Annotated in this window: 26 protein-coding genes and 2 pseudogenes; 20 read left to right on the top strand and 8 right to left on the bottom strand. The window is 60.4% G+C overall.

The features are described 5' to 3' along the window. Positions 1-397: MBL fold metallo-hydrolase (locus BN1800_RS22910; protein WP_483251927.1), on the bottom strand; the 397-nt coding region annotated here is incomplete at its 3' end. A 535-nt stretch (positions 398-932) separates the two neighbouring features. Here BN1800_RS22910 and BN1800_RS22900 point away from each other — a divergent pair. Together BN1800_RS22900 and BN1800_RS22895 are read left to right on the top strand one after the other, a co-directional pair. After that, the gene (locus BN1800_RS22900) at positions 933-1238 is read left to right on the top strand and encodes a hypothetical protein (protein ID WP_027512728.1); all 306 of its coding nucleotides are present in this window, start codon (positions 933-935) and stop codon (positions 1236-1238) included. A 106-nt stretch (positions 1239-1344) separates the two neighbouring features. Next, positions 1345-1581, top strand: a pseudogene (locus BN1800_RS22895) (hypothetical protein); the annotation flags it as partial. Between the two features lie 71 nt (positions 1582-1652). On the opposite strand, the gene BN1800_RS22890 reads toward BN1800_RS22895, so the two are convergent. Continuing rightward, positions 1653-3665, bottom strand: coding sequence for a BTAD domain-containing putative transcriptional regulator (locus tag BN1800_RS22890; protein ID WP_087001333.1), 2013 nt, complete (start codon positions 3663-3665; stop codon positions 1653-1655). A gap of 174 nt (positions 3666-3839) precedes the next feature. Here BN1800_RS22890 and BN1800_RS22885 point away from each other — a divergent pair, with 174 nt between their 5' ends. Together BN1800_RS22885 and BN1800_RS22880 are read left to right on the top strand one after the other, a co-directional pair. Beyond that, a complete protein-coding gene (locus tag BN1800_RS22885; protein ID WP_087001332.1) occupies positions 3840-4082 on the top strand; it encodes a DUF1127 domain-containing protein in 243 nt (80 codons plus the stop codon). 198 nt (positions 4083-4280) lie between these two features. After that, positions 4281-5654 (top strand): peptidoglycan L,D-endopeptidase MepK, encoded by a 1374-nt coding sequence (locus BN1800_RS22880; protein WP_087001331.1) that lies wholly within the window; start codon positions 4281-4283, stop codon positions 5652-5654. Between the two features lie 61 nt (positions 5655-5715). Here BN1800_RS22880 and BN1800_RS44415 read toward each other — a convergent pair whose 3' ends face one another. Continuing rightward, positions 5716-6075, bottom strand: coding sequence for a cation transporter dimerization domain-containing protein (locus tag BN1800_RS44415; protein ID WP_483251926.1), 360 nt, complete (start codon positions 6073-6075; stop codon positions 5716-5718). Positions 6076-6094: 19 nt separating this feature from the next. Beyond that, complete coding sequence (locus BN1800_RS22870; protein ID WP_087001330.1) at positions 6095-6727, bottom strand: GntR family transcriptional regulator; 633 nt, start codon at positions 6725-6727, stop codon at positions 6095-6097. Positions 6728-6898: 171 nt separating this feature from the next. Between BN1800_RS22870 and BN1800_RS22865 the strand changes: the two genes are divergently transcribed. From BN1800_RS22865 to BN1800_RS22825, 9 genes are all read left to right on the top strand, one after another. Then, the gene (locus BN1800_RS22865; protein ID WP_087001329.1) at positions 6899-8323 is read left to right on the top strand and encodes a M20 family metallopeptidase; all 1425 of its coding nucleotides are present in this window, start codon (positions 6899-6901) and stop codon (positions 8321-8323) included. Further along, on the top strand, positions 8316-9995 hold the full coding sequence (locus BN1800_RS22860) for a M28 family peptidase (RefSeq protein WP_087001328.1): 1680 nt from the start codon (positions 8316-8318) through the stop codon (positions 9993-9995). Before BN1800_RS22865 ends, BN1800_RS22860 begins: the two co-directional genes overlap by 8 nt. Positions 9996-10064: 69 nt before the next feature. After that, a complete protein-coding gene (locus BN1800_RS22855; protein ID WP_244564604.1) occupies positions 10065-10922 on the top strand; it encodes a transporter substrate-binding domain-containing protein in 858 nt (285 codons plus the stop codon). A gap of 154 nt (positions 10923-11076) precedes the next feature. Continuing rightward, positions 11077-11796, top strand: a complete 720-nt coding sequence (locus tag BN1800_RS22850) for an ABC transporter permease (RefSeq protein WP_087001327.1) — start codon at positions 11077-11079, stop codon at positions 11794-11796. Beyond that, entirely contained in the window at positions 11796-12536 is a 741-nt protein-coding gene (locus BN1800_RS22845) for an ABC transporter permease (RefSeq protein WP_087001326.1), read from the top strand. Before BN1800_RS22850 ends, BN1800_RS22845 begins: the two co-directional genes overlap by 1 nt. Further along, entirely contained in the window at positions 12533-13315 is a 783-nt protein-coding gene (locus BN1800_RS22840) for an ABC transporter ATP-binding protein (RefSeq protein WP_027512717.1), read from the top strand. The genes BN1800_RS22845 and BN1800_RS22840 overlap by 4 nt, the downstream gene beginning before the upstream one ends. Positions 13316-13355: 40 nt before the next feature. After that, on the top strand, positions 13356-14213 hold the full coding sequence (locus BN1800_RS22835; RefSeq protein WP_087001325.1) for a transporter substrate-binding domain-containing protein: 858 nt from the start codon (positions 13356-13358) through the stop codon (positions 14211-14213). 474 nt (positions 14214-14687) lie between these two features. Further along, the gene (locus BN1800_RS22830; RefSeq protein WP_087001338.1) at positions 14688-15578 is read left to right on the top strand and encodes a hypothetical protein; all 891 of its coding nucleotides are present in this window, start codon (positions 14688-14690) and stop codon (positions 15576-15578) included. Between the two features lie 310 nt (positions 15579-15888). Further along, on the top strand, positions 15889-16386 hold the full coding sequence (locus tag BN1800_RS22825) for a YciE/YciF ferroxidase family protein (protein WP_087001324.1): 498 nt from the start codon (positions 15889-15891) through the stop codon (positions 16384-16386). 257 nt (positions 16387-16643) lie between these two features. On the opposite strand, the gene BN1800_RS22820 is transcribed toward BN1800_RS22825, so the two are convergent. After that, a complete protein-coding gene (locus tag BN1800_RS22820; RefSeq protein ID WP_087001323.1) occupies positions 16644-16850 on the bottom strand; it encodes a CsbD family protein in 207 nt (68 codons plus the stop codon). 315 nt (positions 16851-17165) lie between these two features. Between BN1800_RS22820 and BN1800_RS22815 the strand changes: the two genes are divergently transcribed. The 3 genes from BN1800_RS22815 (at position 17166) to BN1800_RS22805 (ending at position 20266) form a co-directional block, all read left to right on the top strand. Beyond that, positions 17166-18398: an MFS transporter gene (locus tag BN1800_RS22815; RefSeq protein ID WP_087001322.1), complete on the top strand. Its 1233-nt coding sequence runs from the start codon at positions 17166-17168 to the stop codon at positions 18396-18398. Positions 18399-18559: 161 nt separating this feature from the next. Beyond that, positions 18560-19912, top strand: a complete 1353-nt coding sequence (locus tag BN1800_RS22810) for a cation diffusion facilitator family transporter (protein ID WP_087001321.1) — start codon at positions 18560-18562, stop codon at positions 19910-19912. A gap of 75 nt (positions 19913-19987) precedes the next feature. Further along, positions 19988-20266, top strand: coding sequence for a metal-sensing transcriptional repressor (locus tag BN1800_RS22805; RefSeq protein ID WP_027512710.1), 279 nt, complete (start codon positions 19988-19990; stop codon positions 20264-20266). Between the two features lie 99 nt (positions 20267-20365). Here the strand turns inward: BN1800_RS22805 and BN1800_RS22800 are convergent, their stop codons facing one another. Continuing rightward, positions 20366-20683, bottom strand: coding sequence for a hypothetical protein (locus tag BN1800_RS22800; RefSeq protein WP_087001337.1), 318 nt, complete (start codon positions 20681-20683; stop codon positions 20366-20368). A gap of 77 nt (positions 20684-20760) precedes the next feature. Between BN1800_RS22800 and BN1800_RS22795 the strand changes: the two genes are divergently transcribed. The 3 genes from BN1800_RS22795 (at position 20761) to BN1800_RS22785 (ending at position 22710) form a co-directional block, all read left to right on the top strand. Then, entirely contained in the window at positions 20761-20958 is a 198-nt protein-coding gene (locus BN1800_RS22795; RefSeq protein WP_087001320.1) for a hypothetical protein, read from the top strand. Next, positions 20958-21692, top strand: coding sequence for an urease accessory protein UreH domain-containing protein (locus BN1800_RS22790; RefSeq protein ID WP_087001319.1), 735 nt, complete (start codon positions 20958-20960; stop codon positions 21690-21692). The genes BN1800_RS22795 and BN1800_RS22790 overlap by 1 nt, the downstream gene beginning before the upstream one ends. 475 nt (positions 21693-22167) lie before the next feature. Continuing rightward, positions 22168-22710, top strand: coding sequence for a hypothetical protein (locus BN1800_RS22785; RefSeq protein WP_087001318.1), 543 nt, complete (start codon positions 22168-22170; stop codon positions 22708-22710). 3 nt (positions 22711-22713) lie between these two features. On the opposite strand, the gene BN1800_RS22780 is transcribed toward BN1800_RS22785, so the two are convergent. Next, positions 22714-23334, bottom strand: a complete 621-nt coding sequence (locus BN1800_RS22780; protein WP_087001317.1) for a TetR/AcrR family transcriptional regulator — start codon at positions 23332-23334, stop codon at positions 22714-22716. Positions 23335-23488: 154 nt separating this feature from the next. Here BN1800_RS22780 and BN1800_RS22775 point away from each other — a divergent pair, with 154 nt between their 5' ends. After that, positions 23489-24382, top strand: a complete 894-nt coding sequence (locus BN1800_RS22775; RefSeq protein ID WP_179213867.1) for a methyltransferase domain-containing protein — start codon at positions 23489-23491, stop codon at positions 24380-24382. 82 nt (positions 24383-24464) lie between these two features. Here the strand turns inward: BN1800_RS22775 and BN1800_RS42640 are convergent. Then, positions 24465-24691, bottom strand: a pseudogene (locus BN1800_RS42640) (SMC-Scp complex subunit ScpB); the annotation flags it as partial. Between the last annotated feature and the right edge of the window lie 90 nt (positions 24692-24781).

Below are 24781 nucleotides of genomic sequence, written 5' to 3'. Positions count from 1 at the left end.
CGGTCACGGATGCAAGATTAATGCCGGCGGCCTCCAGTCGCTTTATCAACTGCCCGGCCCGCGGCAGGTTCAAGTCCGGGTCGAGTCCCAGCCCAGCGTCGATGAGTATGGTCTGCCCGCCGCTGCGCACGACGACCACGTTCAGCGCCCAGTCGAAGGCGTCCGGCGGCAGGAACATGTCGCCCAGCCAGGCGGCCCGGGCGGCCGGGTCGGCGTTGTGGCCCAACATCACGGTTGGGAGCGGCAGTACTCCATCGCTGACCACCAGCACGTCAATCTCGCCGATCCGCACCGCGTAGCGCGACGGAACCAGTTCGCCAGAGCCCGGTTTACCGGGATGTGAGGTGTTGTCCAGTTTCATGCTTGCCTCCTGAGTGTTGTTGATCATCTGGTTCATCTTTGAAAACTCCTTTGTTCTATCTTGGTGCTAGATCCAGGGTGGCTTACGCTTCCTGGACGGGAAGCGCCGTCAAGCTGGTGAAGTCTTTAGCGATCGGCGACACACTCACTGCTGGCGTGTCCTGTAATGATCTAGCGAAACCGATCTGGGGCTGCGCCAGAACGATTGCTGCCGCTGTAGAGCAATTGCTGCTGCCGCATGCGCATGCGGCAATCGCCCGTGGTTTCGCCAGTCAGTTGAATGTGGCTGCGAGAGAAACGTCCGGCAATGATCCTCAAAGACATCCTCACCTTCGGGATCGTCCTGCGGCCTTCCAAGCCTTCGCGATCAAGATGCCGGAGCCGTTGACTGAGGCTCGGCGGCCCCTTCGCAAGGAATTCTCGCAACTCGCGAACATCGTTCCCGGCTGCCACCGACCGTGGTTTGATCCCTGATCGGACATCGATAGAGGATGGGTTGTGCAAAGTTTGAGTTGACCGCTTTCGCTGGCGAGGCGACATTCGCAACGTGTAGCAAGGCAGGAGGAAAAACGATGGACAAGCCAGACCGCTGGCGCCATATGGCAAGCGCACCGAAGGACGGTAGTCGGATCCTGGTCACAATCCGCCCGTCCGAACAGGGTCCGGCAGAAGTTGACCTCGCGTATTGGTCGAATGGCGATCAGTTTGGGGGAGAAGGCTGGCGCGCGTCTGATTCCTCGCCCGGGCAGATCATCGAATATGCCGAACCGGAATTGAAGTGTTGGATGCCGATGCCCTCGGCCAACCTCAGTCGCACCTCGATGCCCTCACCCTGGGAAGGCGACGACGACCACCACCTCGACGGATCAGGGATTTAAAAACTCGCGCCGAATTATCAGTGGTTCCTGCCTTCGCTAGGAGGTCCAGATTGTCGTCCGCCACTGCACGGACGCCAATCGACTCTCAAACCACGTTGCAGACCGGTATGCGATCAGCCTTCGCTGCCGCAAGCAGATCGAGGAAATATTTGGTGTCAAGACGACGGCCGGCCTAGCGGAGCTCCAGGTGCGCGGACTGGACAAGGTGGAGGCAAACTTCAGCTTCACCTACAACATCATACGCCTTCCTAAATTGATGCGATCGACGGGCGAAGTGTGTCTTGTGGGAGGCAAATGGGCCCTGTTGGAAGCGATGACTTTGATATCAAAATATACCCGATGATGGCATTTTTTAAGAAGGCTACGTGTGCAAGCGATTTGTCCGTGAAGATCTCGCGTCGCGCCGCTGCGGCGTTACTCGGGCAGTCCGGCCTTCCAAAGAGCCTCGATGTAGCGATCACGATCGTCCAGTCGCCGGAACGGTGGTAGCACATCGACAAGATTCGAAAGCCGGAGCGCCGGATCGAGTTCGCATATACGAGCGATCATGTCCTGTGCTTCTGCAAGCCGCCCTGCCAAGGCATTCCCCGCCGCCACGACACGCATCGCGCTCGGGTAGTTCGGCTGGTGCCGCAACGACTTCCCCGCCCAGGCGACAGCCTCATCATAGCGGCCAGCACAAAAATGAGCGAGCCCGGTATTGAACTGCCAAGCGAACAGGCGTGGATCAAATGGGCTCAGGCGCATGGCAAGCGCGGCGTGTTCGACGGCCATTTCCGGTTCGCCCAGGCAAGCCTTCACCCAGCTGCTCACGCCCAAAGCAGCGGCCAAGTTCGGGTTGAGTAAGAGTGCTCGATCGATACAAGCGGCACTCTCGTCAAGATCACCGTCTACATAACCGAGGACGTATCCACCGTAGGAGAGCGCAATCGCATCATCCCTGCCGAGTTCAACCGCTCTCCTGGCCAGTCGAGTAGCTTCGGCAATCTCCTTTGCGGGATTGACCATCCAGCCGTTGCTCTTTCGGGTCGCGTAGCACCGGGCCGCCCGCGCGTAAGCGATTGCGAACTCGGGATCATGGTCAACTGCCTTCATGAAGAGCCGCAAAGCATCGTCAATGACTGATCGACTCGTAATCGTCCGATCAAAGGCCGCCAGGCCGCGAAGATAGTAGTCGTAAGCGTCGAGGCTCTCTGTCGGTTTGCGTTTGGCGCGCTCAATCTCAGCCTCCTCTAGTCTCGGTGTTATTGCGCCCACGATACTTGATGCGACCTGATCTTGAAGATCGAATACATTCGCCACAGTTCCGTCGAAACGATCGGCCCAAAGGTGTGCACCCGTCGAGGTGTCGATGAGCTGCCCGGCAATGCGCAGGCGGTCACCGGTCCGGCGCACGCTTCCCTCAACCACATAGCGTACGTCCAGCTCGCGCCCGACCTGCTTTATATCGACGGCCTGTCCTTTGTACGCGAAGCTCGAATTCCGTGCGATGACGTACAGGTGTCGAAATTGCGCCAGGGCGATGATGATGTCTTCCACTATGCCGTCGGCAAAATATTCCTGCTCCATATCGCCGCTTAGATTCTGAAACGGCAACACCGCAACCGACGGCCGATCGTGATGCTTCGTCGAAGCTGAGAAGACCTGCGGCTGAGAAACGACGTAAGGTCCCGGTGTGATCCGCTGATATTCGGGTCTCGCCCGTGATTGCAGCGAAGGCGCTAGGGAGGCCGTCTGCGCCTCGGGTTCGGCACCTAGATGCTTCTGCAGGAGAGCCCGACAGGACTCCACCTGGCGCAAGGCCGCGTTTTCGTGACCCCTGAGAACGTGGATCCGGATCAATGCGCGATGGGCGGCCTCCACGGTCGGATCCGAGGCAAGCAGCCTCTCCGCGAGCCCTTCGCAGGCTGATTCTTCGGCGGAGCCAGGCTCGGAAAGCGCAAGGCTCAGCCGCTCCACCAGCTGCTGCGCCTTCCGTTGATACATGCCCTGGTAGGGTCCGAACCATTCATCCAGTCCGTCCGGAATGGATTCCCCTGCAAGCAACTCACCGCGATAAAGATCCGCAGCGAAGGCGAGATCTGCGGGCCGGCCGTCCCCCAGTTTCCGGTCGAAGATGGAAATATCCGCTTCATCCGGACCGGCAATCAACACGACGGCATTCTGATCTCCATCGATGTAGACGCCGGCATCCTTGTCGGCCGGGAACGACCGCCTGATATCGACCAGCGCTTGCCGCAAACTACTGCGGGCCTGCCCATTGCTTCGTCCCGGCCAGAAGGCTTCACAAAGCTGTTCCCGACGATAGCCGCGGCGGCCTCCGAGGACCAAGGCAGCAAAAAGAAGCGAAGTCTTGCGCGTGGCAAAGCGGATTTGCCGGAGTTCCGGAGAAGTAACTTCAAGGCCGCCCAGCAACCTGATCCGCACTGATCCTCTCCAGACTTTGACCGCCAAGGCAAAACAGCATTTCTGCGAATAGATTTAACACCGATTTAGCGGCGGCTGTCGAACTTTTACTTTTGGTTCACGGATAGCCGAACGGTCAGAAAATAGCCCCGTGGCACTCTCCCATCCGCAAATCTCAAAAATGGGAGACTGAAAATGGTTCACACGGAAACTCACGCTGTCGGCAGCGCGTCGGAAAAGCAGTTGTTTGGATCCAAGCCGAATAGCGTAGCAACGATCGTCACTGCCCTCGTGGTGTGGCGGCGGACCGTCGCGGAACGGAAGGCACTGGCAGAGTTGACGCTCGATCAGTTGAGGGACATAGGCCATCCGGAGGTCAATCGACCGGTGCTCGAAGTTAAAGCAGGCCTGATCACGAACTTAACGTCGATGAGGTAATCAGCAAATTCAACTGCGCGGGAGCGTCAGCTGCTGCCCAAGCACGAGGCATCGAAGCGAATGAGCGTGACCGGCCCCGCTGGAACCCTTCACGATCTGCTCGCACTATTAGGACTTTGTTGACCATAAAGTGGTTTCATTGAGCGCGATGGATGCGGACGTTCCCGCACGTCGTCGAGCGTTTTGTATGGGACGGGTTTGTTCGTGTCGAAATATCCAGTGAGAGAGCTCTCGGGTGGAGCCTTAGGCGGCGGGATTGCTGTACTCCTGTCGCGTGTGGTACGGCTCGCCGCCCAGACCATTCTGCCGGCTCTGCTTGCGCTCGCTGCGCTTATCGGTTCTGCATCTTTTGCCTCTGCCGAAGATCGTACGTTGAAGCTGTTCTTTACCCATACGGGCGAAAGGGCCACGATTACCTACAAGCGCGACGGAAGGTTCGATCCAAAGGGGCTGTCCCAGATAAATCGGTTTCTGCGCGACTGGCGAAGGAACGAACCTACCCGCATGGATCCCCGGCTGCTTGACCTGGTCTGGGAAGTGTACAAGCGCAGCGGCGCGAAGGACTATATCCACATTGTCTCCGCCTACCGGTCTCCGGCTACCAACAACATGCTCCGCAACCGTTCGCGTAGCACGGGCGTTGCCAAGAAGAGCCAGCACATGCTTGGCAAGGCGATGGACTTCTATGTTCCCGGCGTGAAGCTTTCGACGCTGCGTGCGCTTGCAATGCAGATGCAGGTCGGCGGCGTCGGATATTATCCGACCTCGGGATCGCCCTTCGTGCATCTCGACGTCGGCAACGTCCGGGCATGGCCCCGCATGTCTCGGCAGGAACTCGCTCGGATATTCCCGAACGGGCAGACGGTGCATCTTCCAGCCGACGGCCGGCCGCTGCCGGGATATAACCAGGCGGTTGCGAACTATAAGAAGCGCGCCGGCCCCTCCTCCATCCAGATTGCCAGCGCCGCTGGAGAAGACGATGACGCAGGAGCGTCAGCCACCTCAAGCCGCGACGCCACAGACAGGAGCCTCGTGACGGCGCTCCTGCCCACGCCGCGAAGCCGCGCATTGAATGTGCTTGCTTTGCAGACCAACGCGGCCGAACGGGACGACGAAAGGTCCTCACTGGATCTTTCATCTTTCCCGATCCCGATACCGGCGATGCGGCCATCCGACTTACGGGGCTACGCGGGTGCCGATGCCAAGCTGGAGACTGCTTCGATTGGCCCAGTCGGCGTGCTTCCGGATAGACGCTCATCTGCATCGGCGACCAATACCGGCTTCAAGCCTTTCGCTGCCGCACGTCCCGGCTCAAAAGAAGGCGCGATCATCGCCTCCCTGCCAATGGCTACCTCCAGGGAAAAGGCAGATCTATTCGGATCGATTTCAGATGCAGCGCTGATGAATTGGGCGCTGCACCCTCCGGGCGCGGTGATTGGCATGAGAGCGCCTCGCGTTTCCCGCCGCACGGTTCAGCAAAATCCTGATGCAGCATCCGGTGCGAACATAATCCCTGTCGCCGCCACTGAACGTTTCGACGCCGAGCGGTTTGCCTCACCCTCGGAAGGCTAAGAGTAGTCATCACCGCTCTGATAGATTTCGCCGCCGGGTGGTTTCCATTCCCCCGTTAACGTTATCGATGAAAGATTGCCCCTTCGTGGGTCTCTGCTTCGCTCTCGACCTGTATCGTCGTGTGATGAATTCCGAAGCGTTCTTTTAGAACCTTTTCGATCTCGCGCCTGACGGCCGCCCGGTCATCGCCGGGCTTCAATGTCACATGGGCTGTGAAACTGATCTCGTCGTTGGACGTTGACCACAAGGTCGTGGTGACGTGCGATCCCGTCGCCAGTCTGGTCGGCCTACCCGATGGATATGTCGTAGTTCGGGCGGCATCGCGACGGATGTTCCAAACGATATGGGGCCTTATATGACCTGCGATATCTCCCCGTCTGCCTCGGCAAGAGACCGGTCGGCTGTTCGTCGCGCTCACCATATCTCCAAGGTGTCCTCTATCAGCCTTGCATTATATGTTTTCTCGTCAGGTTCTTCAGCTCCTCCACGTCGCCGTTCTTGATGGCCTCTAGCATCAGGTGATGCTCATTTCCCGACTGTTCTATGCGGGCGCGGGTTCGCCACTGTGAAACGGGAGCAGATGAGGTGCGCTGGCGTATCTCCGTGACAAGATCCACGAGTTCCTGGTTGCCGCTCAGTGCCAGCAATTCCCGATGGAACGCGAGATTGGCTTCGTAGAGCTCCAACATCGTGCCGAAAAGGATCATGTCGTCGAAGGCTTTTGCAAGCATCTGCAATCTCGCAATGCTTTCTGCGGAGGCGTTCGAAATGATCCGATCGGCGACGCCGGTCTCCAGGATGATACGAATTTCGCTGACCTCCCTGGCGCGGCGGCCGTCGGGCTCGTAGACATGATAACCGCGGTTCGGCACATGCTCGACCAGCCGCTTCTGCGCCAGCCTGTCGAGCGCCCGGCGCACTTCCGGCCGCGTGCATTCGTAGCGACGCTCCAGATCGATTTGCTTAAGCCACGTGCCGGGTGCCAGCACTCCGGTCAGAATGTCCTGAAGAATGAAATCGGTAACGTCTTTCTCTTCTCCCTCGGCAACAGGCTTTAGCTGGCTGTCATTCATTTCACTCTCCCATCATTCAGCAGGCCGCTTAGCCGGGCCTGTCTTCCGTTTCCGATCCCGCGCGAACAGAGATGATCAAAAAATATTCAAGCCTATCTATTGCGCAATTGATTTTTGAATCATAAATTGGCGCCAATTTTGGTGACCATGCACGCGGATCCTTATAGCACTATGAAAAACTCCGACGCCATCTGGAATATTGTCGAAACGAAACGCGACGCCTTCGTCGGGCTCAGCGATCGCGTCTGGGGCATGCCGGAAACGAATTACGAGGAGTTCCGCTCCTCGGCTGAGCATGCGCGCCTTCTGGAAGAAGAGGGCTTTCGCGTTGAGCGTGGCATTGCCGGACTGCCAACCGCGGTCATGGGTGAGGCCGGCGAAGGCGGGCCGGTGATTGCCATCCTCGGCGAATTCGACGCACTTCCCGGCCTCAGCCAGGAGGCGGGCATCGCCGAGGAGAGGCCAATCGAAAAAAGCGGCAACGGCCATGGCTGCGGCCATAACCTGCTCGGCGCGGGGTCGATGCTTGCAGCCTCAGCCGTCAAGGATTTTCTGGCGGCGAACGGCCTGAAGGGCCGGGTGCGCTACTACGGGTGCCCCGCCGAGGAAGGCGGATCGTCGAAAGGCTTCATGGTTCGTTCCGGCGTCTTCGACGATGTCGATATCGCCATCTCCTGGCATCCGGCATCCTTTGCCGGTGTCAACAATCCGATCTCGCTCGCCTGCAACGAAATTAATTTCCATTTCACCGGCCGTGCCTCGCATGCCTCGGCAACCCCGCATCTTGGACGCAGCGCGCTTGACGCGGTGGAGCTGATGAATGTTGGCGCCAACTACCTACGTGAACACATGCCTTCGACCGCGCGCATCCATTATGCGATCACCGATGCCGGCGGTGCCGCGCCGAATGTGGTGCAGGCTCGGGCGACCGTGCGCTACCTCGTGCGTGCGCGAAGCCTTCCCGAACTGCTGAGCCTCGTCGCCCGTGTAAAAAAGCTGGCGGAAGGCGCTGCACTGATGACCGAAACCACGGTGCGCAGCGAAGTGCTCAGCGGCGACGCCAACCTCGTCGGCAATACCCCGCTCGAAGAGCTGATGCACAAGCATCTCCAGCGCCTCGGCCCGCCGCCCTTCGACGCCACCGATCACGAGACGGCCCGGAAATTCCAGGAAACCTTTTCGGTGGAAGATATTTCCGCATCCTATGGCCGGTTCGGACTGAACCCGAAGAAGGGTGTGGCGCTCTGCGACGGGATCTTCCCGCCGGAAAGCGGCGACGGAACGATCGTCGGCTCCACGGATGTCGGCACCGTCAGCTGGGTGGTGCCGACCGTGCAGATGCGCGGCGCCACATATGCCATCGGCACGCCGGGCCATTCCTGGCAGCTCGTGGCCCAGGGAAAGCTTCCGGCCGCCCACAAGGGCATGGAGCATGCAGCCAAGGTGATGGCGAGCACCGCCGTCGATCTCATCTGCGATCCCGCACTCATCGAGGCGGCCAAGGCGGACCATCAGGGACGCCTCGAGGGGATCGCTTTCGTCAATCCGATTCCCGATGACGTTGAGCCGCCTCTACCGGAGAAGAGCCATGCCTAGCACCGCTCCCCTTCCCGACCGAGCGCACCTGGTGTCGCATATCCGCGAATTCTCGCGGCGCGTGAAACTGTCGGGAACGCCGGAGGAGCTCGAAAGCTTCGCATACTTGCAGGCGGAAATGAACGCAGCCGGCTATCGGACCCGGCTGATTGCCCATGACGCCTTCATCAGCCTACCGGGGCGGGCGAAGGTGGAAATCGACGGCATGGCGCTAGCCTGCATCACACACTCGATGTCGGTGTCGAGCGCCGGCATCACCGCCGAGCTCGTTTACGTCGGCGAAGGCAGCGAAGCCCATTTCGCCGATCGTGATGTCACCGGCAGGATCGTTCTCGTCGACGGCATCGCGACCGAGGAAGTCGCAGCCCTTGCCAGTGCGGCCGGCGCGATCGGCCAGATCCATGTCAGCCCGAACGAACATCTCTATGAAATGTGCGTTTCGCCCGTCTGGGGAAGCCCGTCGCAGCATACCCGCGCAAAACTGCCCTCGACTGTGATCTGCTCCATTCGTCAGGAGGACGGCGAGCGTTTGCGCCGCCGGCTGGCGGGCGGCGAGCGGGTTCACGCCCGCCTCGAGGCCGAAGTAGATACCGGCTGGCGCAAGACGCCTCTGCTGGTCGCGGAACTCTCGGCGGAGAACGGTCCTGACGACGCGCCGTTCGTGTTATTTTCCGGCCATCACGACACCTGGCATTTCGGCGTCATGGACAATGGCGGAGCCAACGCGACGATGCTGGAAGCCGCACACGTTCTCGCCGAAACGCGAAGCGAATGGCGAAGGGGGCTTCGCCTCTGCTTCTGGTCCGGCCATTCGCACGGGCGCTATTCCGGATCGGCCTGGTATGCCGACGAGTATTTCGACGAACTCGAACGCCGTTGCGTCGCGCATGTCAACGTCGATTCCACCGGTGGCGAGGGCGCGACAGTGCTCACCAACTCCGCTGTCATCGATGAATTGAAGGCCGTCGCCGCGGATGCTGTCGCTGCGGTCTCAGGACAGAAGCACGCCGGCAGGCGTCATGGGCGCGCTGCCGATCAGTCCTTCTGGGGTGTCGGCATTCCCTCCATGTTCGGCAGTCTGAGCCACCAGCCTCCCGGTCCGGTCGAGATGCTGACGGCGCTAGGGTGGTGGTGGCATACGCCCCACGACACGATGGATCACATCGACCCGGAAAATCTCGAACGGGACACGCGGATCGTTCTCGAAGTCCTATGGCGGCTGCTGACTTCGACGGTCCTGCCCTATGACTACGCCGCTTACGCCACGTCATTGCAGGCGGAACTTGATCATCTCGAGAGGGCGCTCGACGGCCGGCTGGATATATCGGCATTGAAGGATGGTGCTTCTGAACTCGCGCGGCAGGCAATTGCCCTCGCCCGGCTGTCGGACGGCGCGGCAGGCGAAACTGCCGATCGCATCAACGCCTCGCTCCTGCGTGCTTCGCGGCAGCTCGTGCCGTTGAACTATACGAGCGGCGAGCGCTTTCACCATGATCCCGCCCTGCCTCATCGACCCTGGCCGTCGCTGGAAGGGATCGATGAACTTGCGCGGCTGCCCGCAGGCTCGCTGGACACCGCCTTTTATGCCGTCCACGCGCGGCAGACACGAAATCGCATCGCTTCCGCGCTGCGGCAAGCCAACGAAGCATTACGGGAAGCACTTCAACCTTAACCTTAAAGGAGCTGCCAACGCTCCGATCAATCCGCCGCCAACGATGCGGCAATGCAAGGGGAACCAAAGATGACCGTGAAAACGAAATTCCTTGCCGCCGTTGCGGCCGCAATTCTCTCCCTCGGCCCTGCGAGCGCCGATGCGAAGGACTGGACACATGTGAAGGTCGGCATCGAGGGCGCTTTCCCGCCCTGGAACATGATCGATTCCAGCGGCAAGCTCGCGGGCTTCGACGTCGATCTCATCAACGATCTCTGCACCCGCGCCAAGGTCGAGTGCGAACTGACCGCCGGCGAGTGGACGGCGATGATCCCCAGCCTTAATGCCGGTAAGTTCGATCTGATCATGACGCTCGGCATCAATGAAAAGCGCAAGCAGGTTGTCGATTTCACCGTGCCCTATGCCAGCGGCGTCGCCACATTCCTGCTGCTTAAGGATGGTCCCGTAGCCGAGTTGCCGATGGCCGGCGAGCGGCTGAACCTCAACGACAAGGACAAGGCCGATCCCGTCATGGCAAAGATCGGCGAAGCCTTGAAGGGCAAGACGGTCGGCGTCGTGCAATCGACCAGTCAGGAACAATTAATCAACGCCTATTACGGCAGTGACGTCACCGTGCGTGCTTACAAGAATTCCGGCGAACGCGATCTGGATCTGAAGGCCGGGCGCATCGACGCAGGATTCGACAGCGGCGTCTATGCGACATCCGTCCTCGCCAAACCCGGCAATGACGATCTGATGATGTCCGGCCCGCTCGTCAAAGGCGCCATGCTGGCGACCGAAGTGGCACTCGGCATGCGCAAGGGCGAAACGGATCTGAAGGCAAAGTTCGACGATGCGATCAAGGCCGCTGCCAAGGACGGCGTGATCAAGTCGCTCTCCGAGAAGTGGAGCAAGCTCGACCTCACGCCGAACTTCGAAACGAACTGATCGCGCCTGCCTTCCCGGATGCTGCACCCGACCGCAACGCCCGCTCCGAATGAGCTGGCTGGTCGGAACGCTTCACCGGCAGGCACCTTCCTGAAGACAGGATGACGGATATGCCATTCGATTTTCTAGACACCCAGCAGAGCGCGGCCCGGCCATGAACCAACCCGGAATCCTGGAGCTCGTCAGCTTTGGTCCCGGCGGATGGGGCCACGCGCTCCTTGCCGGTGCATGGATGACGATCCTGATCGCGCTGGCAGGCTACGCGATCGGGGCAGTGATCGGCACCTTCGGCGCTTGGGCAAAGATCTCCGGCGGCACTGCCGTCAGAACGGCGGCGGATGCTTATACGACGATATTGCGCGGCATTCCCGATCTTCTCGTCATCTATCTCCTCTATTTTGGCGGCAGCGCCATGGTGACGACGGTCGGCAGGCTGTTCGGCGCGGAAGGTTTCATCGGCTTTCCGGGCTTTCTCGCCGGCGCGCTGGCCGTCGGGATCACCTCCGGCGCGCAGCACACCGAAGTCTTTCGTGGCGCCTTCAAAGCCGTGCATCCCGGCGAGATCGAAGCGGCGATTGCCTGCGGAATGCCGCGCCTCATGCGCTTCAGGCGGATTGTCGCGCCACTCACCCTGCGGCACGCCCTGCCCGGCCTCGGCAATGTCTGGCAGGTCGTTCTGAAGGAATCGGCGTTGGTCTCGATCACGGGCGTCGCCGAACTGCTGCGTCAGGCGCAGGTGGGTGCCGGATCGACCGGCCTTCCCTTCGATTTCTACCTGATCGCCGCGGCGATCTACCTGCTGATTTCGACGATCTCCGGCGTCTTCATGCGCCAGGCCGAGCGGCATTTCTCCCGCGGCGTCAGGAGGGGCTGATGGATTGGGCTTTCACCACCGAGACTTTCCTCAGCCTCGTCTCCGCAATCCCGCTGACGCTGCAGCTTGCCGCCACATCGATCGCGCTCGGCGCGATCCTGGCGCTCGGGCTGGCCCTCGCCCGCCTTTCCGGCATTCTCGTCCTCGACTGGTTTGCTCGTTTCTACGTCTTCGTCTTCCGCGGTACGCCTCTCCTGGTGCAGATCTTCCTGATCTATTACGGCCTCGGCCAGTTTCCGGCCGTCCGCCACAGTCTGCTCTGGCCACTGCTGCGCGAGCCGTATTGGTGCGCCGTCCTGGCGTTGACCTTGAACACGGCCGCCTATGCCAGCGAAATCATCCGCGGCGGACTGCTCTCCGTGCCGCACGGGCAGGTCGAAGCGGCCAAAGCCTGCGGCATGCCGCAGCTGATGCTCTTTCGGCGCATCGTCATGCCGCTTGCAATCCGCCAGGCGTTACCCGCCTACGGCAACGAGATGATCTCCATGGTCAAGGCGACGTCGCTCGCCTCGATCATCACTTTGATGGAAGTCACCGGTGTCGCCGCGAAGATCATCTCGGAGACCTACCGGGCAATCGAAGTCTTCATCGTCGCGGGCACCATCTATCTCGCCATCAATTTCCTGCTGACGCGCCTCATCCAGCTCTTGGAATACCGGCTGAGCCCGCATCTGCGCGCGCCTCCGCCATCTGTCCCGGCCGCCTCCGCAGCGACGGCTATCGAAGGAGATGCCTCATGATCGTCACCGTGTCCAAAACCGCGCCGCTGGCATTGAGCGTCAGGAACCTGCACAAGAGCTTTGGGCCGGTCGAAGTGCTGAAGGGCATCTCGCTCGATGCTCGCGAAGGCGAAGTCGTCTCCATTCTCGGCTCTTCCGGCTCGGGCAAGTCGACGCTTCTGCGCTGCATCAACCTTCTGGAAACGCCGGGCTCCGGCGAAATCACCGTTGCCGGAGAAACGATCCGCATGCGGACCAATGCCAGGGGCCATGCCCATCCCGAGGATCGGAAGCAGGTCGACCGGATCCGCTCGCGCCTGGGCATGGTCTTCCAGAGCTTCAATCTCTGGTCCCACAAGACGGTGCTCGAAAACATCATCGAGGCTCCGGTTCACGTGCAGCGCCGGTCCCGCGCCGAATGCATCGCGGAGGCGGAGATGTTGCTTGCCAAGGTCGGCATATCAGACAAGCGCAACCACTATCCCGTCCATCTCTCCGGCGGCCAGCAGCAGCGCGCCGCGATCGCCCGCGCGCTCGCCATGCAGCCGAAGGTCATGCTCTTCGACGAGCCGACTTCGGCGCTTGATCCGGAGTTGGTCGGCGAGGTGCTGCGCGTGATGCGGGCGCTGGCCGAGGAAGGACGAACCATGCTCGTCGTCACCCACGAGATGGGCTTTGCCCGAGATGTCTCCAGTCGGGTCGTCTTCCTGCACAAGGGCGTCGTCGAAGAAGACGGCCATCCGCAGGAGGTGTTTGCCAACTCGAAATCCGAACGTTTCCGCCAGTTCATCAGCAAATGACAGCGGTCCGAAACCCAAACAACGAAAAAGGGGAACTGCAATGAAATATCTGACTGGAATTCTGAAGGCGCTTTGCGTCCTGCCGCTCATGTTCGCCTCGCCGGCCGCCCATGCAGAAGGCAAGACATGGACGCATATGACGATCGCCACCGAAGGCGAGTTCCGCCCGTGGAACTTCACCAATGCCGACGGCACTCTGGACGGCTATGAAATCGAGCTCAGCAAATATCTGTGCGCCCACATGAAGGTGGAATGCACGACTGTCATTCAATCCTTCGACGGCATGATCCCGGCGCTCAATGCCGGCAAGTTCGATGCCATCATCTCCGGCATGTCGGCAACGGCAAAACGCGAGGAAGTGATCGATTTCAGCGACTCTTACGGCACGACGGGCCAGACATTCGCGACCCTCAAGTCGAGCCCGCTCGCCACGCTTCCGCTGAAGGGAGAGGTATTTTCGCTCGCCACCAACGAAGCCGGTGCAGCCGATGCTGTAAAACAGCTGACGCCTCTCCTTCAGGGCAAGACGATCGGTGTCCAGGGTTCCTCCATTGGCGCGGCCTTTCTTGACAAATACCTCAGGGACGTCGTCGAGATCAGGGAATATAAGACTACCGAACAGCACGATCTCGACCTGAAGGCCGGGCGCGTCGATCTCATCATCGCGTCCATGGCCTACCTTTCGACTGCGGCGGCAAAGCCCGGAAACGAGGACATGGTCGTGACCGGCCCGCGCTTCCAGGGCGGACTTCTCGGACGCGGCAGCTCGGTGGGCCTGCGCAAGACCGATCCGGAACTGAAGGCGCTGTTCAACGATGCCATCGCCGCGGCAAAAGCCGACGGCACGGTCACCAGACTGTCTCAGAAGTGGTTCGGCTTCGACGTCACGCCGCGATAGCCAGAACGGTGGTTATCCGAATTGGCCCGGCCGGCTTTGGACGCGATCGGCGGCCGGGCCACCGGGCGACTGCCGGATGGGCTGGATTCCGCGCCGCGAATGAAGGCGGCGTGCGCGCGAAGCGCATGCACACCATTAGAATTAAGATGGCGACAAGTTCATCACCCGCCGCTATCGGAAACGCCACTCCCCGAGCCGCCGGAAGAGAAAATGACTCCTAAAGGGCGGAGGCTGCGGAGGATTGTGACTTCGAGTGGCTGATCTTTCTCGGCAGTATCATTCGCGAATGATAGACCCCAAATGCGACCGGAACATCGAACGTCAACCGGCGTTAAGTCTCTCGAATATTTTTCAACGCCCAAGATCGGAGACAACGCCATGGGTCGCGGCATTCTTCTCTGGCTTCTCGGCATTCCACTGCCGATCGTCATTCTCCTTGTTCTTTTCATGCGATAGGAGGCGTCTGCCATGTCCATGACAGACACGGGCGTCGTGGCCACTCCGGTTGAATCGTCCAAATCCGCGATGTCGTGGGGACCGATCTTCGGCGGCGCTTTTGCCGCCACCGGCGTTACACTGATCCTTCTGCTTCTTGGCTCGGGCGTCGGGCTGACGGCTGTTTCCCCGTGGACGGGACAGAGCGCTTCGGCAGGGTCAATTGGCGTCACCGCTGCAATTTGGCTTGTGGTCGTGCAGTGGCTGTCAGCGGCGCTGGGCGGCTACCTCACGGGCCGGCTCCGCACGAAATGGACCGCTGTCCACAGCGACGAGGTCTTCTTCCGCGACACCGCTCACGGTCTGATTAGCTGGGCAGTCGCCACGGTTTTTGTCGCCGGTTTCCTAGCGTCGTCTTTGACCGCGCTGGCGGGCGCCGGAGCTCAGGGTGTCAGCCAGGCCGTGACAACCGCAAGCCTTGCCGGCACTCTTGCAGCAGCAGAATCGCGCACGACCGATCTCTCGACGTCCTATTTCACCGATGCCTTGCTTCGACCCGATCGAAGCGGCGCGCAGGCCACGACCGACGACGGGGCGGCCGCAGCGGAGGTGTCGAGAATTCTTCTTCAAGGTGCTGCTCAAGGCGGGATCCCAGACGAGGACAAAAACTACCTCGCAACGATTGTGGCATCGCGCACCGCCCTGCCGGAGGCCGACGCCAAGGCCCGAGTCGACGCAATCTTAAAGCGTGTGGAAGACGCGAAGGTCGCTGCGCAAAAAACAGCAGACGAGGCACGTAAGGCAGCGGCAACAACGGCGATGCTCGGTGCCCTGTCTCTCATTGTTGGTGCTTTTATCTCCTCTGCTGCCGCAGCACTCGGAGGTCGGCAAAGGGATGAGGAAGAGGACCTTTTTCTTACTCGCACGTAAACACCGATCGCAGAACTGCGGCCGGCCAAGATGATGGCTTCGTCAAGCATGCCGCAGCGATCACAAGGAAGCGCATGACGATGCCGTCGACCGTCATCATCCATCATTCCGGTAGTAACCCTGCCAGGTCCCCGGCATCTCAGCTGCGTTTTCCGGTCGAGTGAACCGCCTAACGGGCCAGCGCTCCTCGTGGTCTCGGAATTGTCTAATGAGTCTTTCGCGCCCAACGGACTTGTTGGGCCGCTAATCGGAACAACCCGCGATGCCCCACGTTCAGAGTCCACAAATCATCCCACCACAGGAGGATAGAATGGCAGAGAAGACTTTGAACGACCTGTTCGTAGAGACCCTCAAGGACATTTACTTCGCAGAGAGGCAAATCCTGAAAGCATTGCCGAAGATGGCTCGCGCCACGCAATCGGAGGAAGGTAAAACGGGCTTTCTGCAGCATCGTGACGAGACCGAAAGCCAAGTCGAGCGTCTCATGCAAGTGTTCGAGATCGTAGGCAAGCCCGCTCGCGGCAAGACCTGCGAGGCCATCCAAGGCATTATCGCCGAAGGGGAGGAGATCATGGAAGAATTCAAGGGGTCTCCCGCGCTTGACGCAGGATTGATCTCCGCAGCCCAGGCCGTCGAACATTATGAGATCGCCCGCTACGGCACACTTATCGCTTGGGCCAAGCAGCTTGGCTTGAAGGACGCGGTCCCACTCCTTCAGGCGAGCCTCGCGGAAGAGGAAGCCACCGATAAGAAGCTGACGAAGCTTGCACAGGCGTCGGCGAATTTGAAGGCAACGAAAGCCGCCTGAGCCATTTCCGATAGCGAGGAGGCCGTGTTCGCGGCCTTCTCGCATGCTTCGATGGGGGCATCCAAGCAATGCGAAGAGCTCTGCACCGGAAGGACCCTTAGCGTTTACTGGCTTGGCGGAGGTAGAGCGGATCCGGCTGCAGGCTTCCCAATACGCGCACCAGAGTGTCGCCAACGCGACAGCAGAATCCGGCGACCGGGAAGAGCCGATCGCCGATCACACTCGAAACATCACTCATCAACTGCCGTGCGGGAGGTTCAATGCCAAGTCTGGCGCGCATACCAGTCATCGATATCGCGACGCACGCGATCCTTTTCGAGGCCGTAGCGTTCCTGGATCTTGCCTTCAAGCTGCTCGCGTTTACCGGCGATCTGATCAAGGTCGTCGTCAGTCAGCTTGCCCCATTGCTCTTTGATCTTCCCTTTGGCCTGTTTCCAGTTGCCTTCGACGCGGTTCCAATCCATGTTCTTTTCCTTTCTTGAATATTGGGGCGTCGAGGAAACGTTGCCCGCGTCGTTTTGTTCATCGCAAACCACGCAAATCGCAGCCGTTAATGAATCCAAAAATCCGGCTGACCCTATTCTCATCGCCGGCTCGTGAGGCGAGTTCGCAGACTGCCACGAAGTTTGGAGCAAATAGAGCACGGAAGAAGCACCCGCGTTCCTCGAAGTGGAAAGCCGGTAGCGGAGGCTTGCGGAAGACCATGCAACAAAGGACACATGCCAGTTTGCGGCTCGAGTCGGTGATCTCACGGCGTTTCTTATTAGGCGCCTGAAGAGATGCCGCCGCGCGAACGACAAAAACCGAACGGAAAAATCGCACCGGGACTTAATCCCGCGACCTGTCTCTTCGCCGCACGCGCTCTGCGCGACTTCGGCGACGGCTTTGTGGCGATCTTACTGCCGGTTTATCTGCTCGAACTCGGATTTTCGCCCCTGCAAGTCGGCATCATCGCGACGGCATCGCTGTTCGGTTCTGCACTCTTGACGATTGCGATCGGATTCCTCGGTGCGCATCGCGATCTCCACCAACTGCTATTTGCTGCCACCGGACTTATGGTGGCCACGGGCGTGGCCATGGCCATGGTTCACGACTATGCACCGCTGCTGGTGATTGCCTTCGCCGGTACGATTAATCCTTCAGCCGGCAGCGTGAGCGTGTTCGTGCCGCTGGAGCACGCGGCGCTCACTCGCGAGGTGACCGCAGTCGATCGGACGAAGATGTTCGCTCGTTATAGCCTCACTGGTGCGCTTGCAAGCGCCGTCGGCGCGCTCGCGGCAGCGATACCGGACTCCTCCGCGCTGGTGGGTCTCGAAAGATTGACCGCCGTCAAGCTGATGTTCGTGCTCTATGCTCTGGTCGGAATAGCTGGCGGTCTTTTCTATGCCCGCATACCGCGACGCCCTACAATGGGGCCCGCCGAAGCGTCGGCACTCGGGCCTTCGCGTGCCGTTGTCTTCAAACTTGCGGGCCTGTTCAGCCTCGATGCCTTTGCCGGCGGTTTCGTGGTCCAGTCTCTGCTAGCCCTGTGGCTGTTTGAACGGTTCGATCTATCGCTTGCGGCGGCGGGCATGTTTTTCTTCTGGTCCGGCGTACTTTCGGCGTTTTCCTTCCCGGTCGCCGCTTGGCTCTCGCGGCGTATCGGGCTGATCAACACCATGGTGTTCACCCACATTCCGTCGAGCGTCATGCTGATCTTGGCGGCCTTCGCCCCCAACTTGCCCCTGGCGCTCGCCTTGTTGCTCCTCCGGGCCGCTCTCTCGCAAATGGACGTACCGACGCGCTCGTCCTACGTGATGGCCGTCGTGACCGAGGCGGAGCGCGCCGCGGCGGCGAGCTTCACATCGGTACCGCGCAGTCTTGCCGCGGCGGCCAGTCCTGCCCTGGCGGGTGCTCTCGTTGCTGCCTCCTATCGCGCTTGGCCGCTCGTCATCTGCGGCATGCTGAAGATCGTCTACGACCTGTTGTTGCTGCTGCAGTTCCGCCACCTCAAGCCACCTGAAGAGCGTTAAAAGACCCCGGATGTCGTCACAGCCCCCCGCATTGACTGTCAGTCCGTCGATTGTCGAGCCGTGAATCTGCGTTGGTTGTGCTATGGACGCGCATAAGAAACCAACTTGACGCATCCTCTCCGGGGGGATAGGAGGAAAACACGTCTGATCAGAGGTCTCCCATGTTTGCCAGCATCAAGGAATGGTTTGGTTTCGGCCACGCCGGTCACGCCTACGGGCATGGCCACGGCTCGCACACGCACTCACATAGCAACGCCGGAGGCCATGGCCATACACACGGTGTTGTCGATCCGAGCATCGCATCTTCCGCGCGTGGTATCTGGGCGATCAAATGGTCGTTCGTGATCCTGGCGATCACTGCCGCACTTCAGCTCGTCGTCGTCTTCATTTCGGGAAGCGTCGCCCTGTTGGCCGACACGATCCATAACATTGGCGACGCCGCCACGGCCATCCCGCTCTGGATCGCCTTCACGCTGGTCCGCCGCAAGCCGACCAGAATTTTTAACTACGGTCTCGGCCGGGTCGAAGACTTCGCAGGCATGCTGATCGTCCTCATCATCCTCTTCAGCGCTATCGTTGCGGGCTACGAGGCCATCGACCGCCTGATGAACCCGCAGCCGATCACGCAGCTTCTCGCCGTGGGCGCCGCGGGCATCATCGGCTTCATCGGCAACGAGGCGGTCGCCATCTTCCGCATCAAGGTCGGCCGCGAGATGAACAGCGCGGCCCTCATCGCCGACGGCTACCATGCCCGAACCGATGGCCTAACCAGCCTTGCCGTCGTCCTCGGCGCGTTCGGCGTCTGGATGGGCTTCCCGCTCGCCGATCCGATCGTCGGCCTGCTGATCACCATCGCGATCTTCGGTATCGTCTGGCAGTCGGCGCGTTCGGTCATCACCCGTAGCCTCGACGGCGTCGAACCTGGGATCACCGACGAGATCCATCATGCCGCCGGACACGTTGCCGGTATCGAGCGCCTCATCGACGTCAAGGCCCGCTGGCTTGGTCACAAGCTTCACGCCGATGTGACGATCGCCGTCGATAGTTCGAAGTCGGTTGTCCAGGCCAATGCGGTCGTGCTCGCTCTCCGTAAGGAGCTGAACGTCCATCTACCGGCCCTCGGAACCGCGACGATCCAGCTCGACACCGCAGGAACGGCGACGCCCGTTGAAAATCAGGGCAACGGACATCACCACGCCCCCGCGCCGTTCACCGTCAGTTCCCCATTGGCGATCGGTTTGCTGGAGATTGTCGACACTCCTGATGGCGAACGTTTCCGGCTTTCGGTTGGAAAGCATATCCATGGCCTGCAGGCAGTGGTGGAGATCGATCGCGGTAACGGCGCAATCGAACGTCTGCCGTTGCTTCCCTCCCCGACTGATCATCATGTGATGATCAGTGCGGTCGCTCCTGCCGAGCCGCACGAGTTCGAAGCCGTGTTAAAACTGATGGCTGGGATCGAGGTGGATGACCTTTCCTTTCGGATGGAAGAGCCGGAAGGACATCAACACTGACCTTGCCGATCACGGGACCGGCGGCGTATCGTCCCGTCGGTCCCGTCGCGACGGAGGCATTTGGAAATGGACACGATGACCGAACACCACACGCATGCCACCCACCCCGAGATCGTCAAGCGTCTCAAGCGCGCGGAGGGCCATCTGAAGAGCGTCATCGCCATGATCGAGGCTGGCCGACCCTGCGTCGACATTGCCCAGCAGCTCTCCGCCGTCGAGAAAGCGATCATCAACGCCAAGCGCACGCTCATCCAGGACCATCTCGACCACTGCTTGGAGGAGACCGTCGGCGCGCTGCCCCGCGACCAGCGGCAGTCCATCGACGAGTTCAAGACGATCACCAAGTATCTTTGAGCCGATGGGTGATGAACGGCATGCGGCCGTACTCGCGATGGCAACGATCATTTCGATGCCGGAAGCTGTTCTCGTCACCTTGCCGCAGCCGGCACACCGTCATTGATCAATCGAGTTCTCGTTTGGTTGCCCGATGAGCACCGGCTCAGTACGAAAATACCCGTAGATCGGTCGCGCGCCGCGCTTGCACTTGATCTCTTCCTTGTACTCGTCGCCATCCCATTTCCGCTCGATCTTGCAGCCACCGCGACGATACTCTTCTTTGTATGCTCGTTGCTCATATCGGGGTCCATCGTAGTAGCCGCCCTCACGCCAACGCCCATGACCGCTTTCGTCCTTCCGGGGATCGGACAATGCGTTCCCGGCACACACGGAAAGTGCCATGCCAACCGCGGCAGATATGGTCAAAAGCTTCATGGCTCGGTGCTCCTTCTTCCGCATGCTAGATCAACACATCTTTCACGTTTTAGTTTCGGATCGGATATGAACGACCGATGAAGGGCATTCGCTCCGATGCATTGAGGGAAGAGGTCCACGGCAGGCCGACTGGACGCCTACGCTGGCCGGCGATCCGATCACGGTCATGGCAGGTGTCCTCCGCCAGCCGCTTCCCGGCCTTCGTCCTGCTGGTGGCGATCGCCAAGTTCGGACGCTATATCATCCTGGCAGCGCCAACCACGGGACTGACCTGATGCCCTGGCAGCAGATCATCGAATTCCAGCGCGACATCTATCTGGCCTTCGCCGACCACATCAAAGCTTTCGCGACCGGTGGCGGCTGGTTCGCCTTTCTGGCATTTCTTCCGATGGGGATTGCCTTTGGCGCGGTCCATGCCCTGACGCCGGGGCACAGCAAGTCGATCCTCGCCACCTACCTCATGGGTTCGTCGATGAAGGCGCACAAGGCGTTGCTGGTGTCGATGGCGCTGTCGTTCACGCATGTGTCCATGGCGGTACTGATCGCGCTGCTTGCCCTGCCGCTGGTTTCGCACTCCTTCATCAACGCCGGAACTGCCCCCGCCCTCCAGGCGCTCAGCCGCGGACTGCTTGGCGTGATCGGCCTGTGGATGCTGGGGAGCGCGCTGTTCCGGCACTCCCATATCCATTCGAGCGGCGAAGGCGTCATCGTGGGTTTCATGGCGGGACTGATCCCCTGTCCACTCACGCTCTTCGTCATGACGTTCGCGATGATCCACCAGGTTGTCGTAACGGGACTGCTTTTCGCGGTTTCGATGATGATCGGCGTCTGCCTAACCCTGTCGGCGGTCGCACTCCTGGCGGTCATCTTCAGGGAGCAGCTCGGACGACTGACGCGCAGCAGACCGGAGCTGCTCGCGACCGTCTCGAAATCGGTCGAGGCCATCGCCGGAGCGATCCTTCTAACCGTCGCCGGGTTCGAGCTTTCGAGGTGGGCAGGTCTCGGATAAGGCCTGGCGATGTTCTCGGGCGAAGTGAGATGAAACGTAGCTTGGCCGCCATCCTGATGGTTCTCGGCATCTGCGATCCGTCTTCGCCGTGGAGGCTGCCGCCCCATTCGACATTTCCTACGGGCGCTGCCCGTCGTCGGGACCCGCCTTCGCCAGGAGCGTCTTCACAAGCTCTATACGGCCCTCGCCGGGAACCCTGCAACCCGAACCTTTTTCTTCTGAGTACTTTTCATCGGTAGCGGCGGTCAGGAGCTTCACCACATCAAGGTCAGCCTCTAAGGAAGCTGCTCCTCGAAATTGTTAGTGCCGGCTAACAATATCACGGCAAATTGGCCCCCGACATTGAAAGGGTTGCTGTGCGTAGGCAAACTCAACAAACCGCCTGTGCTTTAACCACACTAGGAGGTATAATTAGACTGGGCGCCAAGGAATTCCATGTCCGGGGATCGCTCGGCGATCCGAGCGATATAACACAATGGTACGCTCCCGAACGATACTGCAGGCCGCCATCCTTTGCGTCGCGTCAACGGCCGAAGCCGAGGATAGCAACACATCTTTCGACTTTTTCCGTCGCCACTGCCTTTCGAGCGGACCCGACTTCGACAGGACAGTCAGGGCCGCGCAGGCCCACGGCTGGACGCCGCTCGGCGACGAGGTGGTCATCGGCTTGGCACCCGTGGACGATCCGGAGAGCATCGAAGGCTGGGTGGCGCAAGGCAATGGCATAGGCCAACCTCTCTTCGTCGGCGTCGCTAAAAACAACCTCGGCGGCAAGTCGGTCCAAGCCTGCACGGTGGCGACATCCGGCGTCGACAGCAGGGGCTTTGAAAGGCAGCTCTTCGACGTATTCGACGCCGAAGCGATAGATGAAAACCGTAGCCCGACGCATGTGCACAAGCTTTACAGCGTGATCGTCAAGGGCCGCAATGAACTTGTCACGTTGACGGTGCCCGCCGCACCTGATGGTAGAGACCAGCTCATGGCCAGTTCGATCGCCGAAACGCAATGGGAAAATTGACGGCTAACGGAATTGCTGAGGATCAGCTTCGTCCGTCTCGACACGGGCGCCGACGCCGTTCAGCGCCAGCTGCTGGAACAACTCATCGACCTCGGACGGCGACAGGTCAGCATTTCCGTTGATCCACCAGGCAAGGAGGGCGACAAAGGCTCCGGAGATGAATTGCATGGCAACCTCGACAGGGACGTCGGTATTGCCGATCCGCTTTTCGGCAAGCTCATGCCGGACAGCGCGGCGGATCCGCTCGCGCAATTCATCGTGAATCGCGTCGCTGCTGCTCGAGAGCAGCGCGTGATGGAGTTCGCGGGCCGCCTGCGCATGCTCAAGCATCGGCAGGCTGAACCGGAATAGGCGTCGGCCGGACGCCGGAAGCGTCGCCAGGCGCTGTTGATCGAGCGATCTCAGATGTGCCTCGATCGTTGCGCTGCGTAGTTCATCTTTGCTCGTGTAATGAGCGTAAAAGGTCGATCGTCCGACATTGGCCTTGCGGCAAATGTCTTCGACAGTAATTGCCGCATATCCCCGCTCCGTGATCAGTGCGATGAGCGCGTCCTGCAGCAGAGCGCGCGTTCGCGCGACGCGACGATCGATCGAGCCGTTCTTTGCTGACCGCTCGATTTTCATGGCCACTGCCTCCTGGATTGTGCCGTTCCGAACATCTGACCGTCGGGTGTCCTGTAACACTATTTCCGGACATTGTGTCCAGCATGATACGACGTGTCCCGAAAGTTTACGGCGCCTTTACGGCGCGCTTTTGTCACCACGGAGGCTGCATCTCATGCACGGATTTGGTCGCAACGCCGGAGTGGGTTCGCCTTCCCGCAGAAGCCTGATCATCATGGTCGTCGCAGCGAAGCTGTCGTTGATCGCAGGGTTGATGGCGTTGCTGTGGCTTGGAGCCGGATATCTAAGCGCTGGTGCCTCGGTGTTCGTGTTCCACGGCGTCGTTCTGACCGCCCTGTTGGCCCTGGTAATCTGGGGACGCAGCCGACGGCAAAGCCTTATCGGAGGCCGCAGCGACGACGAACACGGCAACGCGATTGGAATCGTCTTACACGGAGCCGCCACCTACGATTTGCTCGCCCGCATGCTGACGCTCGGGCGCGAGGGTCGGTTTCGCACTTCAATGCTGCGCCTAGCGGGGCTCCGTCCGGGAGAAATCGTGCTCGATGTCGCCTGCGGGACCGGGACGCTGGCGATCGCGGCGAAACGTCAGGTTGGACTAACCGGCCGCGTGACCGGGCTCGACGCCTCGGCGGAGATGGTCGCGCGAGCGAAGGCGAAGGCGCAAAGAGTGCAGCTTGATGTCAACTTCGTGCACGGAGCGGCCCAGAGGTTGCCGTTCGATGATGCCCGGTTTGACGTCGTCACCGGCACGCTCATGCTCCACCATTTGCCAAAGCGTGCTCGAGCAGCCTTCGCCCGCGAAGCGCGCCGCGTCCTCAGGCCGGAAGGCCGTTTGTTGCTGATTGACTTCGGCAAGCCGGCGCGGAGGTCGAGATTGCCGAGCTTCCACCGACACGGACATGTCGACATGCAGGCGATCGGTGCGCTTCTCACTGAGGCCGGGTTTGAGATCGTCGCGATCGGTGACGTCGGGACCAAGGGCCTCCGTTACATTCGGGCAATGCCGGCGCATACGGACGACGAAGGGCCATCCTGCGGAACGTGACGACTGACGGTTTCCAGCCGGCAGCCGAAAAGCCTTACGTACCGATTGTTCCGGCCCTCACTCCCCGTCGAAGGAACTCTGATCAACGACTTCGTCGTCCAAAGTGGTCGCCTGTTCGACCATGTGCCGATCTAACCAGCCCCGCGTCTTCCAGCATTTCAACGTCCGGGAGATCGCGCAGTGTTTCGAAGCCAAAGCGGAGAGGAAATGCTTCGTCGTCACATAGGTGTACGCCGCCCCGGGCGACGGACTGCGGGGACCAGAGGCGAGGAAGCCCGCAGCTCGGAGACCGATAGTCGTATCGCGGCTCCAGGCTGCTGCCTATCGTTCCCACTGCATACCAATGCGGTGTAAGTTCCAATATGCAGATAGGAAGATATCGTATGCATAGTTGAAGAC

Origin of the sequence: Rhizobium sullae, from assembly GCF_900169785.1 — a bacterium.
GTDB classification, from domain to species: Bacteria; Pseudomonadota; Alphaproteobacteria; order Rhizobiales; family Rhizobiaceae; genus Rhizobium; species Rhizobium sullae.
Note: the sequence above shows the minus strand (reverse complement) of the source record. Positions and strands in the feature narration are given on the sequence as shown.